This window comes from Variimorphobacter saccharofermentans (assembly GCF_014174405.1).
Taxonomy (GTDB): domain Bacteria; phylum Bacillota; class Clostridia; order Lachnospirales; family Lachnospiraceae; genus Mobilitalea; species Mobilitalea saccharofermentans.
This window is the reverse complement of sequence record NZ_JACEGA010000001.1, coordinates 2598281-2610680: the sequence shown is the minus strand read 5'-3', so window position 1 is coordinate 2610680 and position 12400 is coordinate 2598281. Positions and strand designations below refer to the sequence as shown.

Annotated in this window: 13 protein-coding genes; 11 read left to right on the top strand and 2 right to left on the bottom strand. The window is 38.2% G+C overall.

All coding sequences use genetic code 11. The features are described from left to right. Positions 1-2: 2 nt before the first annotated feature. Both H0486_RS11425 and H0486_RS11420 read right to left on the bottom strand, forming a co-directional pair. Positions 3-1994 carry a right-handed parallel beta-helix repeat-containing protein gene (locus H0486_RS11425; protein ID WP_228353129.1) on the bottom strand — a complete coding sequence of 664 codons (1992 nt, stop codon included), beginning with the start codon at positions 1992-1994 and terminating at the stop codon, positions 3-5. A gap of 526 nt (positions 1995-2520) precedes the next feature. Beyond that, entirely contained in the window at positions 2521-3978 is a 1458-nt protein-coding gene (locus tag H0486_RS11420; protein WP_228353128.1) for an IS66 family transposase, read from the bottom strand. A gap of 174 nt (positions 3979-4152) precedes the next feature. Here H0486_RS11420 and H0486_RS18345 point away from each other — a divergent pair, with 174 nt between their 5' ends. From H0486_RS18345 to H0486_RS11375, 11 genes are all read left to right on the top strand, one after another. Further along, positions 4153-4281 carry a hypothetical protein gene (locus H0486_RS18345; protein ID WP_267023754.1) on the top strand — a complete coding sequence of 43 codons (129 nt, stop codon included), beginning with the start codon at positions 4153-4155 and terminating at the stop codon, positions 4279-4281. 63 nt (positions 4282-4344) lie between these two features. Further along, complete coding sequence (locus tag H0486_RS11415; RefSeq protein ID WP_228353127.1) at positions 4345-5019, top strand: NAD(P)H-dependent oxidoreductase; 675 nt, start codon at positions 4345-4347, stop codon at positions 5017-5019. A 45-nt stretch (positions 5020-5064) separates the two neighbouring features. After that, on the top strand, positions 5065-5814 hold the full coding sequence (locus tag H0486_RS11410; protein ID WP_228353126.1) for a YoaK family protein: 750 nt from the start codon (positions 5065-5067) through the stop codon (positions 5812-5814). 297 nt (positions 5815-6111) lie between these two features. Continuing rightward, positions 6112-7530 carry an aldehyde dehydrogenase family protein gene (locus tag H0486_RS11405; RefSeq protein WP_228353125.1) on the top strand — a complete coding sequence of 473 codons (1419 nt, stop codon included), beginning with the start codon at positions 6112-6114 and terminating at the stop codon, positions 7528-7530. Between the two features lie 148 nt (positions 7531-7678). Continuing rightward, complete coding sequence (locus H0486_RS18340) at positions 7679-7807, top strand: hypothetical protein (protein ID WP_267023752.1); 129 nt, start codon at positions 7679-7681, stop codon at positions 7805-7807. A 5-nt stretch (positions 7808-7812) separates the two neighbouring features. Beyond that, on the top strand, positions 7813-8208 hold the full coding sequence (locus H0486_RS11400; protein WP_228353124.1) for a hypothetical protein: 396 nt from the start codon (positions 7813-7815) through the stop codon (positions 8206-8208). 13 nt (positions 8209-8221) lie between these two features. Continuing rightward, positions 8222-8647: an OsmC family protein gene (locus H0486_RS11395; protein ID WP_228353123.1), complete on the top strand. Its 426-nt coding sequence runs from the start codon at positions 8222-8224 to the stop codon at positions 8645-8647. Between the two features lie 446 nt (positions 8648-9093). Next, positions 9094-9618: a dTDP-4-dehydrorhamnose 3,5-epimerase family protein gene (locus H0486_RS11390; RefSeq protein WP_228353122.1), complete on the top strand. Its 525-nt coding sequence runs from the start codon at positions 9094-9096 to the stop codon at positions 9616-9618. Between the two features lie 63 nt (positions 9619-9681). After that, positions 9682-10392, top strand: coding sequence for a class I SAM-dependent methyltransferase (locus H0486_RS11385; RefSeq protein ID WP_228353121.1), 711 nt, complete (start codon positions 9682-9684; stop codon positions 10390-10392). Between the two features lie 103 nt (positions 10393-10495). Next, positions 10496-11356, top strand: a complete 861-nt coding sequence (locus tag H0486_RS11380) for a S41 family peptidase (protein ID WP_228353120.1) — start codon at positions 10496-10498, stop codon at positions 11354-11356. Continuing rightward, positions 11296-12285 carry a serine hydrolase domain-containing protein gene (locus H0486_RS11375; RefSeq protein ID WP_228353119.1) on the top strand — a complete coding sequence of 330 codons (990 nt, stop codon included), beginning with the start codon at positions 11296-11298 and terminating at the stop codon, positions 12283-12285. Before H0486_RS11380 ends, H0486_RS11375 begins: the two co-directional genes overlap by 61 nt. Positions 12286-12400: the final 115 nt, after the last annotated feature.

The following is a 12400-nucleotide window of genomic DNA, read 5'->3' as shown; positions in this document are numbered from 1 at the left end:
TATTATAATTTCATACTATCAGAGGGTGATGCAAACGGACCCGGTACGACATGAATACCACGATGATTTCCAAAGTAATCCGCATCAAAGCGAATTGGTGTACCATCTGCATTCTCAAAATATTCTTCTGGTTCGAAAGCTTTACCGAGGAGTTCGGTATGGATCATCCGGTTACTGAAATCCTTGAGATAGTCGAATACATTTGTACTTAGATAATATTGACCGTCTTTTTCCACCAGTTCAACCTTAAGCTCTTGACCAACATTTTCACTCGTCAGACCATTTACTTCTTTTTTCCATGGTTTCGCACCGTTTAGATATACATTCCCTTCACTCCAGATAGGTAAATGACCAAAATGAACAGGCTCCAATTCTCTCATATTAGGATACCTTGTAAAATCAAACTGAGCAATCCATTCATCGTAGGTTAGATACTCATCGAAAACGTGGGTACCGACAGCTCTGTTTTCATGATAGGCATGACTAGCATCTTGATCATCATAGGTCACATAGTCATCCGATGGCCACTTCTGGAAGAATATATTGTTGTAGAAACGGTTGTCACCATGAAGAATGGTCATAAATCCCATAACTTCAGTACGATGTGGTATGTGATATGGTGTATATCGCCAAGTGGTACCATCGCTTACGCTGGTAAATGATCCACAGATAAGGTTGTGAACCATAGCGACACCTTGTGTTGCAAATCGCAGGCTGACGTCTGAGAGCAGGATGTTATTATCGATCAGTGTTGGTCCATGGCTGACTTCTACAAATAAATCCTGAGACATCATACCTCCTGGAAGGTTCTTGGCATAGGCTGGCCGCTGGTTATCATGAAGCAGGTTCTGAGAAATACGTGTGCCCTGAGCTTCCCAGTCACACCAGATACCCATAGTACAGTGATGGATATGGTTACGGCGTATGAGTACATCAATAGCTGCATGCATTTTAATACCGGATATTTCTGCTCCGCCAAGTTCCATCATATTATTAATATGATGGATATGGTTGTCCTCAATGACGCTAAACACACCACCCATTCGACCAATAATACCACCTTGCTCACAATGGTGGATATTACAGCGACGAATAATATGACCACCAATTTTTTCTTTTAGCCAGCCATGATACTGTCCACGGCAAGCGGCATCCCGTTCCATCTGGGTAGCGCTCTTTACATGTTTATATGTGAAGTAATGATCGTTGTCCGGATCAAGATATTTGCCCAAAGAAATACCAGCGCACTTGCTGTTTGAAATATCGCAGTCTTCGATAATCCAGCCCTTACTCCAGTGTGGGCCAATCATACCGTCCTGAAATGCTGCAGGTGGTGCCCATGTGGTGGCAGCCTTTTCGATTTTAAATCCACTTACTGTATGATATCCGATGCCGGTCTTTGATGGCATAAAGCATCTGCGGCGGACATTGATTTCAACATTTTCCTGATTAGGATCAAGGCCCTGGAAATTAGCATAAATAATGGTTTCATCGGCTTCTGTATCCTGTTCGGTATACCACTTATAGATAGATTCTTCAGGCACCCAGCTACATTCATAAACTTCGCCCTTGATACATTCTTCTATCGATGTAGCTTCATACATAGCCTTATCATTGAGATAGACACAGCCAGTATGTTTATTGGGTGTTGCGAAATACCAATCTCCAAATACTAAAGTTGTATAGGGATTATAATTACCGAAAACACTATTTGCAACTCGACATACCCAGACATTATCTTTGTAATGTTTCCAGTTTTTGATTTGCTCTGCACCAGTTATTACTGCACCTAGAGGTGTTGTACTGGAATAAGTGATGCGAGCATCTTCAGTACCAGCATTTACGGGATCTACATATTCGCGGTAAACTCCTGGTGCTACCAATACTTCATCACCAGGAAGAGCCAGTTTCGCAGCATCGCCAATTCGTCGAAATGGCCTCTGGCTGGAACCATTGCCGTCTTTCAAAGCATTTGCATCTACATAATATTTCATGGGAAGCCTCCTATAATTGAATTAGTTATTTCATGATACTACTTCCAACTCTAATTATAGCTCCTATTATTGTGTAGTTCAATATTTTCTGACAAATTAACTAAAGGTTGACAGTGACCTGTCGTTAGGCGCAAAATATAATAAAACACAGGTTAAACATTGATACTATCGAATGAGGATGTACTTATCCGATTATGAAAGTGAATTTTAAGCAATATATTAAAAAACAGGAACAAAATATGAGGGTAGTGTAAAGTTTGGTATGAAAAACTGATGTAAAGAAATATGATCCTTTGAACATTGAAAAAGCAAATATTTTAACTAGAAATTTATGCAGTGGCAGACTACGCCAACCTTGATTGCAACAAAAAGTAATGCTCTGAAGGTTTCACCGACGGCGAAGTAACTCAGGAACAGGAAGTTCTTACCGTCGTATTCACAGCATTGTAGCATTACTTTTTATTGCATTCAAGGTCAAGCCGGAAGTAAACTTCCGGTGGCTGGGTACCACCTCTGGCTCCTTAATCTAGGAACAGGTATTACCTGACACAGCGGAGGATTTCTGCATTTCCAAGATTTTTTGCTGCCCCAAACGGATGAGGATAATCCACTTGGCGGGCATGTTCCCTACTTTCTCGAATTCATCTATCTCATTTAAAGGTTTCCAGTAATTATGGGGATGCGGTCTTAGGAAGTTGTAATAAGCAACCCACAGGGAAACTCCGTACAAGGCACCCTCATCACTGTTATAACCATTGGTGATGCGGTAGGACATCTTGAAGGTACGATTTAAACGTTCCACAACCTGTTTGACCCAACGGAATTCGGTTGAAACAGCATCATCATTTGTAAGTCCGATTACCTGTGTTACGTCAAAGTCCCATCCTTTCTGAGCTTTTATATACTGGGCTGCCAGAGGATAGGCACTATAACCGTCAGCAATGAATTTCAGAAGCTTTGAGGGAAACACTTTGAACTTCTCGAAGGCCATGCGCATGGCAAGAATACAGGGACCGACACTCCGGTTATCGGAGACCTGATAGCCAAGGATGCTCTTTTTACATGCATCCATGATAATCCAGACATAATGCTTTTTACCGAGCTTTTTGATGTAGGTTTCATCGGCAGAGAGGATGTTGGATGGTTTATAATCGTAGGTGTCTACGAAAGGCTTAATGACACAAGCCGCGGTCATAGCATAACTGGCAACAGTAGTGTGGGAAATGTCGATACCGTGAACCTCTTTCAATGCATGAGAAGTCTGTCTGGTGGAGAGCTTTAGGTTTACATGATAGGTTAGAACCAATCCCAGTATATGAGGAGAAAACTTCTTGAAACTGAAGCCCGTGGCATTTGACGGAAGGGAGTGTAAGTCCATGCGAAAGAAATCCATCGTGAACTCACGATAGATATAGTGGAGCTTATATTTGTGTTTTTCTTCCGGTTTCAGATCTGGTGGAAGCTTACGTTTATTGGCTAGGTAATAGCTACATTTACGATTGGTACACTTGTGGATACGGAAGAACTTACGCTCCTTCTTGGGAACCAAGATGTTACCACAGTAAGGGCAGCGAAGCTCGATGGTATGATTATAAATGTTATCGGAGTTAAAGAGTTCCTCACAGACCTTGCACATGAATTGACCTTTGGCGCCATTGTTTTTGTATAAGTAATCGTGAGGAGCACCGCAGCGGGGACAGACCAAATCCTTTGGGATATCAGATTCGGAACGGCGTTTGATTGGTTTAATCAGGTAACCATAGCGGTGTTTGATATAAGCTATGTAAAGCTGATAATCGAAGGTTGCAGGAGTGTACACAGTAGGAAGTTTATCAACCTTGAATTTTTGGTACTCAGGGGAATGGGAATCATCGAAAGCCCACTGCTTGAGAGGAATATATTTGCAGATAAAGAGAAGTAAATAGCAGATTTGTTTGTACTGCTCTTGAATAATGTTAATTAAATAGAGTATAATTGAGTCCATAACAATGACCTTTCTTCAGTATTTTGTTGTGTGGTAACTTCAATTATAACTGAAAATAGGGGGTCATTGTTTTTTTATTTTAAAAAGCTCTGTAACCCTTGAAAAATAAAGGGTTCTTATAAAAAATCAGTGTAAAATACTTTACACTAACAATATGAGGGAGGGGGATATTTTATGCTAAATTCGAATTGTCCTTGTAAGAAGAAAAAATGCGAACGTCATGGAAAATGTGACGAATGTAGAAAACATCATGAGCAGTCCAAACGTCAGAGACCAGTTGCTTGCGAAAGAGGGAAAAAGTAGCTTAGAAAGATATGGATATGCAAGATGGACTTACGATGCTTATATAATAGGGGGAGAACTAAGGTGAAAATCGCATGTATTTCAGCATCAAATACTAATTTGGCTGAGGAAAAGAGTACTTCTGTTAGAGTCTGTAATATGATTAAGGATATTATTCTTAAGGAAGCAAAAGAGGATATTGAGGTAGAAATAATTGCTTTGAAGGATTATAACATTAAACCATGTATACTATGTGGGGCATGTTATTCCAATGGATTATGCATTTATGATGAGGAATTCAACACACTACTGAAAGCATTAATGACTGTACAGGGTATGTATCTAGTTGTACCTCATTATTCGCCGATTCCATCAAAACTACTGATGATATTTGAAAAAGTGAATGAAATTACATATGCAGGTTGGATAAATGATCCAGGTTATCAATCCCCATTTAATAATATGAGAGTTGGTATTATTGGCCACGGTGGAATGGTTGACAATGAAGCTAATATAAAGTATTATCATGATAATCTTGTTACTCCGATAGCAAATACTTTGAAAGCACTTTCTTTTCATATAGTACAACCTAATAGTGAATATCAGAACGGGGTAGCCTTTGGCTTAAAGGATGACACCTGCATAAAGAAGTCGGAGAACTCTATTTTCCCTGAGATTATACAAGATTGGGCGATGATTGAAGAAAGAATAAAGCCTTTGATTATTGAGGGGATTAGGGAAATGTCAGATATAGTATAGAGTATGCTTATTGTTTATATACGTCAGTAGAAAAGAGGCAGTAATGTGAATGGCTTAGCAAAGAACAGGGACATGAAAAGTATTCGTCCTTCTATGAAGAAGAACAGGGACTTAATATTACATAGCATAATGTGTAGCATAGGTGGTTTTATGGGTGGTTATGCTGTACTTTTCAGAGGAAATTTAGGTTCTGCACAGACGATTAACATGATCGATATTGTCCTAGATATTGTGGGTAACAACAAGACGGAGCTTCTAATTAGGAGTATAGGATTTTTCTTATATATTTTAGGAATGGAGCTTGTAGTCCTTCTTTCGAAAAAAACCAAAATAAATCTGCAGCGCTACAGCATATTTATTAATATGGCAGGCTTTCTGGTTCTGACTATAATACCACAACAGGTAAATAAGGTGGTAGGTATACTTCCTATTTTCTTCATGCTTTCTACCCAATGGAGTGTATTTCACGGGGTAAGGGGGTATAACAGTTCCACTGTATTCTCCACAAACAATCTCCGACAGATGTTGCTTGCCTTAAACGAATATATCATTAGTAAGGACAAAAAACAACGGAACACAGCACTGTATTACATCAATACATTATTCTGGTTTCACATAAATATAGTTGTTAGTTACTATGCTGTAAAGTTCTTTGGCATATATGCCTCTCTTTTTGGTTTTATTTATGCAGTGCCAGCTTTGGTAATTACATTTATCAAGGATGAAACAGTGCCAGTGACTTCCTCTTTTGATTATGTAAAGAGAAAATACTATGTTAAGCATTCCAATGTATAGAAAATCGACAGAAAGTATCCCTCGATGTGTGTTTATGAATACATATCGAGGGTATATTTATATGAAAGGCACCTGGAAGTTGCATAAAAGCACTTAGAAATTGGTGGAAATAATCAGATGGATTGTCTATGATTAAAATAAAAAGAGGTGATACATAATGAAGCTGTCTGAGAATATTGTGGAGTTACGGAAAGAGAATGGAATGACTCAGGAAGAACTAATGGGGTAGAGATTATCGTTAAGCGCTCGGTAATTATGTGATTATATTGGTAAGATTAGAAAGGTGTGACTATAGTTATGACTTATACACATGAAATTATACAGAAAATAGTGGCAACCCAGAGAAGCTTTTTTCGTTCCGGGGTCACCCTTGATGTGAAATGGAGGTTACAGCAGCTGAAAAAATTGAAGGCGGCTGTCATTGCACGTGAGGAAGAACTTGAAAAAGCCTTGTATGAAGATCTCGGGCGTAGTAAAACAGAAGCGTATATATGTGATATTGGTCCTGTAATCGTTGAGATTAATGAATCAATACACGGATTGAAAAAATGGGCAAGACCCGAAAAGCATTATAGCGGACTTTTATGTTTTCCGAGTATGTGTACCACGGTATACAAAATGCCATATGGTGTTTCTCTGATTATCAGCCCATTTAATTTTCCGGTTCTTCTGACACTGGGAGTACTTGCGGCAAGTATTGCAGGAGGGAATACGGCTGTGATTAAGACGAGCTCTAAATCAGCGGCAAGTACCAAAGCCTTGCAGAAACTGATTGCAGACACATTCCCCGAGAGTTATATAACTGTAATAGACGGTGGTCACGATGTGGCTGATATGTGCCTGGCTCAACGATATGATAAAATATTCTATACAGGCTCCCCTGCAATTGGAAAGCATGTACTTGCAGAAGCGGCTAAGAATCTAACATCAGTAGCACTGGAGCTTGGTGGCGAAAATGGTAACTGGTGTATTGTCAGAAAAGATGCTGACATAACGGATGCCGCACGTAAAATTGCTTTTTTCAAGCTTTGTAATGCAGGTCAAATATGTATCAATATCAATCAGATTGCAGTAGCCGACGAGATAGCGGATTCCTTTAACGAGGCATTAAAGAAGGAATTTATCAGGCAAATCGGTGAGAAGCCCGAAGAAAATGAAGAATATCCTAAGCTTATTAACGATTTTGCATATGACAAATGCCAGAAACTTGCGGATGAATATAAAGACAGGATCATCTTCGGAGGAACCGGTAACAGAGAAACAAGACGCTTCGCTCCGACAATGATATATCCTGTTACAAACGACGAGGATATTGTTAATCATGAGCTGTTCTGTCCGCTACTGCCGATTGTACCCTTCAAGGATGATGAAATTGACAGCTTGATGGAGATCATTGCCGACAGAGAACATCCTCTTGCTATGTATGTTTTCACCAGTGATATGAGATGGGCAAAGAAGATTATGTCGTCGATGCAATATGGCGGTGGATGTATCAATGAGGTTTGCATTCACATGATGGTAAAAGGTGTACCGTTTAATGGAGTTGGACACTCCGGAATGGGTGCATACCATGGCGTGTGGGGCTTCAGGGAGTTTACACACCCGACCACGGTCCTAAAAGGGAAAAAGCATTTTAATTTACCATTGCGAGAGCACCCGTATTCCGGTAAATACGAGAAAATAAAAATGTCTCTACTGAAAAAGTTTGAAAGATGATGTAAGGAATCATATGATTGGTATGTAGCTAATACAGAGCAAGTAAATATAAAGCCATATATTAAAGTATATTGATGAGATATTAAGTATAAAAATATAGCTTAAAACGGTTTCATAGTATATGTATATTCCAGGGAGGGAGAATTAAATGAATGAAGTAGTTAAGAAAGCAGAGTCTGAATTAATAAGGATAAGCAGTACTCCTAATGGAGGCCATCTCAAAACGGGAGAAATTACTATTATTATGAAAACAAAGAAAAGCTATTCGATGAGGTAGTACGTGTGGCTTTTGAAGATTTGGTCGCACGGTTATGGACACAGCTTCCTAAGGACGTTTCATATATAGAATACAATATTCATAAGGTCATTCAAAAAAAGCATTTAACAGAAGACGAAAGGATTATTTATCGTCTTGCCATGAAAACATGGCTGAGATGTGAAGGTTGTGAAGAGTGCAGAAAAAAGCTTATGGAATGGGAACAGAGAGCCTACCATAAAGCTTGGGAGGAGTATGCTTCTATTGTTGGTTCCGTACAGTGGGCAAAGTTTATTGCACGTTCTATTACGGAGATGATACAACGTATTGTGTTATTAGAGGAAGATATTCCAGACAACGAAATTAGAGAAGAAATTAATATGATATTTGATGTGGCAACATATTCAAATAAAAACAAATGAAAGGATTGATATTATGGATTCTTTAACTGTAAAACTACAAACAATTGATGAAAAGACAATGTTTAGTGCCACGGCTCGTGATAACCCGGAGATAATAGTTGACTATTTTCCGCCTATCGGATCTGGTCATGGCTATACTTCACTGGAACTCTTTATGGCAAGCTTCGGCTCTTGCGTAAGTTCAACACTTTTATCCCTACTACGATATAGGTTAAAGAAAAAGGTAGATGGTGTTGCTGTGGAAGTAGAAGGTACTGTGCGTGATGAACATCCCAAGGCTCTTCAACACATTTTATTAAACCTGAATTTCAAGTCGAAAGAGTTGTCAAAAGCAGAGGCTCTTGAAGTACTAAAAGTTGCGGAAGAAAAGATGTGCCCAGTATGGTCTATGATTAAAGGGAACGTAGATGTTGACGTTAATATTGAAATAAGTGAATAATTTTTATTTTTTTCTATATTATATATCTAGCGATATATAATATTTCCTTCCATTAGCCATCAACCTTCAATAATAATTGAAAGTTGATGGTTTTTCTACGCACGTTCTTTTGGATTGCTTATGATTCACAAGGCACGAGATTTGAAGGATGATAAGATTTACTTTATATTTTGCTTCCTGATAGTAAATAATTCTACTCACTAGAAATATTAGATCCATATTTCAGAAGTATAATAACTGGAGATAATATAAGCCTGACAATTGCTATAGCTGTTGATATTGAGGTTATAAATTTATACTTTATGTAAATGCTGTTTGCATCAATAGTAAATAATAGTATAATAGGAAAGTAAAAACAGTAAATACATGGTAGGAAAGAGAATTGTATGAAACTATTGCTTTTAGCGTAAAATCAGAAGTTTTCGGGCGAAGAGTAGGTGAAATGTATGATGATTATTGATAGCATTTTTGAAGAAGTTAAGATATTGGAACTATCACGTAGAGAGGATAGAAGAGGAATTATGTCTGTAACGTATCATGAGAAGGATTTGTCCGAAATAGGCATTGATTTTAAAGTGAAGGAATATCGTGTATATACAATGCCGACAAAGGGGATTTTTTTTGGTATACATTATCAAACCTCTGATTACCCTCAAGCAAAGCTGGTGAGTGTTATCCAGGGAAAAGGGCTGGACTACATTGTGGATTTACGTCCTGAATCAAAAACCTATAAACAATGGAAGGTTATTGAATTGTGTGCTGATAATGCGAAAGCAGTGTATATACCTGACGGATTTGGGCATGCATTTTTATCTATGGAGGACAATACCATTCAACAGTTTGCAATTGATGAATATTTTATAGAAGATTGTGCAAAGCAGATTAACTATAAAGATCCTGGGATTGGGTTAAGATTGCCTTTGAAGAATATAATTCTATCTGATTATGATAGAAATGCACCGTATATATAAGAGAGTCGTGCTATGCATCACTAGCATACAGAAGCTCTTAGTTATTGAAGGAAGATGATAAATGTGAAGGAATATGATAACGAGAAGGCTTTTTGGAACCAGCAATATAATGAGTGTATACCGGTAGACTTAAGAAGGCTTACACTAACGGTGGAACCGACCTTTGATGCCTGTTTAGGCATTTTTGGAGAAAAAACCAAGCGGGTATGTGATTTTGGATGCGGAACAGGAGATATTCTATTCCAGTATGCTCAGTATTACCCTGATCATTGTGGCGTAGGAATTGATGAATCCGAGACCGGTATTTCCTTTGCTAATCAGACAGCAAAATTAAGTAATTATCATAACTATAGATTTATGGTAGGTAACATTGATACCTTATCAGAATTTCAAGATGGAGAATTTGATGGGATTATTCTCTCTAATGTTCTGGATGTGATGCCGGAAAAAATATCGAACGAAACTGTAAAAGAACTAAATAGGATTCTGAAAGATCATGGCTACTGGTTTATTAAGGTAAACCCGTTTTATTCCAGCGAAGAGATTAATGAATTAAATTACAAGGAAATCGGAATGCATATGTATGTGGAAAATGGAGTGTTGCGTCTGAGACAGGAGTCGCTACTTTATTGGATTGATTATGTTCATCATCTCGGAAGGGTCGAACGGATACTGGAATTCGAGTATCCGTGGCAGGAAGGTTTGAACCGATTGTTTTTAGTAAGAAAAGAGAGAAGACAAATTGGTGCTGATGCATTCCCTGAGTATCATTAGGGTAATCATAGGTTGAAATATGCTGATTGTGTGGTTGAAGAATATTTGTAGATATAATCGTTATAATGCATATGATTAAACCTTAAGCAAAAACGGAGAATAAATGATGATGAAGTGGATTAAGAGAGTAGGAATTGGTATTAGCATATGCATTGGAATTCTATTAATAACCATAGTGACATTAATGGTTATGGCAACTCGATTTAATGGTATATGGAAGCTGGAGGCATATGGCATATGCATAGATGCTCGGCAGGGGATAGTGAAAACCTACATTGTAACAGAGAATTCCTATACCAGAATGAGTAATTACGATGGAGTGATTATAAATGGAACGTTATATAGTGGTCTCGGTAAGTATACGTTGAATACAAGTAATAACTCGTTAAAGCTAAATGATAATGGAGCCAGATATGTATACTCCGCTGATAAACAGGCAAAGGATTATTTTCAAAAGCTACATAAGGTTATAAAAGGGGACCAGGCCGGTAAATTTCGTATGTATTATGAATTGTATAAAGAAAATTATGCATTTGCTGATTTATATGGAGTGGATTTCGACGAAGAATATAATAAATATGCTCCTCAGGTAAATGAGAAAACGACGGATGAGACGTTATATGAATACATGTGTAAGATGGTAGAAAAGTTAGATGACGGTCATGTGTACCTGTCATGGAAGGACAACGAATATACGCCTTCTGATTATAAACCACTATGGTTTAAAGACCACGCACAGGAATTAGTGAATGTAATAAAAGAAAACTATATTAAAGATCTTTATCGTTTCGAAGATTGCTATATTCTGTATGGAACATTGCAAGAGGATACCGGTTATATAGTGATGCCGGCAATCGGTATGGCTGAACTTAACAAATCAGGCACCACAAAGAAAGCTATGGAATGGAACAATATATACAAAATTGGAGGTTCCCGGAAACTGAGTTCGATTGGCATAAAGTAACAATTCGAACTTTGCTTGCTCACACCGCAGGGGTAACTGACAGCTCGGAATATGGTTATTCCGAACCGCTTCCATCTGTTGCTGAGGCCATGGTGCAAAAGAATATTACTTTAAAAAGAGAACCGGGTACCGCATTTGAATACTCAAGTTTCAGCGGTTATGGTATATTGCAGCTGGTTATTGAGAATGTGACGGGTGAAAAGTATGAGGATTATATGTGCCGACATATTTTCCCGGCTTTGAACATGAAAAGTGCCGGTTATTATAATAAGAGTGAAGGAGATGTCTTCCTAGCCACACCATATGCCGGTGTAGGGACACCGGTTGATATTGTACCGGTGGTGATGACGGGAGCAGGAGGAGTATCGGCAACATCATCAGATATGGCCGGCTTTGTTATTGGACTTATTGACTATTATAGAGCCGGTAATTATGAAATGTTCACGGAACAGCAAAACACAGAATCAACTTATGGCACTTATGCTCTTGGAATTATTCCTCATAAGCTAGATAATGGCAAAGTTGTTTATGAGCATAATGGTACACTTACCGGCTGGAATGCTCAGATTGCATTGGAACCCGTAAGTGGTAATGGTTTCGTGTTCCTATGCAATTCTGATAAAGGTTTTTATCTTACCAATGAAGCAATGCGATTGTGGAGTAAAGAAGCAACAGGATATGAAGTAGAAGAAAAATCGGTTATGAATACTATGAATATAGTGATTAATGCTATATGGATGATTATTATAGTAATTGCAGCATTCCTGTTATATACATTCGTTCCAGATGTCATAAACAGGAGAAGGAGCCTTGTGAAAGGCAAAAAGCAAACGATAAAGCTTATTGTGGCAAGCCTGCTTGTTTTTTTTCTTTCTGATGAGTTGGTATGGAGTTATGTATACCGACTATCTCTTCAGATGGCTATATAACATACCAGATTACTGTCTATTTACATTTTTTACAAGAAATGTGGATTGGATTAGTTATGCCCTGATTGCTTTAGTGATAGCAATCATTGTTCGAAGAATTTTTCCTAAACGGAGG

Excerpts from the sequence above, each read along its gene's own strand:
- H0486_RS11390 (WP_228353122.1), top strand. The coding sequence starts at position 9,094 with ATGATGATTATTGATAGCATTTTTGAAGAAGTTAAGATATTGGAACTA.
- H0486_RS11420 (WP_228353128.1), bottom strand. The coding sequence starts at position 3,978 with ATGGACTCAATTATACTCTATTTAATTAACATTATTCAAGAGCAGTAC.
- H0486_RS18340 (WP_267023752.1), top strand. The coding sequence starts at position 7,679 with ATGAATGAAGTAGTTAAGAAAGCAGAGTCTGAATTAATAAGGATAAGC.
- H0486_RS11395 (WP_228353123.1), top strand. The coding sequence starts at position 8,222 with ATGGATTCTTTAACTGTAAAACTACAAACAATTGATGAAAAGACAATG.
- H0486_RS11380 (WP_228353120.1), top strand. The coding sequence starts at position 10,496 with ATGATGATGAAGTGGATTAAGAGAGTAGGAATTGGTATTAGCATATGC.
- H0486_RS18345 (WP_267023754.1), top strand. The coding sequence starts at position 4,153 with ATGCTAAATTCGAATTGTCCTTGTAAGAAGAAAAAATGCGAACGTCAT.
- H0486_RS11405 (WP_228353125.1), top strand. The coding sequence starts at position 6,112 with ATGACTTATACACATGAAATTATACAGAAAATAGTGGCAACCCAGAGA.
- H0486_RS11375 (WP_228353119.1), top strand. The coding sequence starts at position 11,296 with ATGGAACAATATATACAAAATTGGAGGTTCCCGGAAACTGAGTTCGAT.
- H0486_RS11425 (WP_228353129.1), bottom strand. The coding sequence starts at position 1,994 with ATGAAATATTATGTAGATGCAAATGCTTTGAAAGACGGCAATGGTTCC.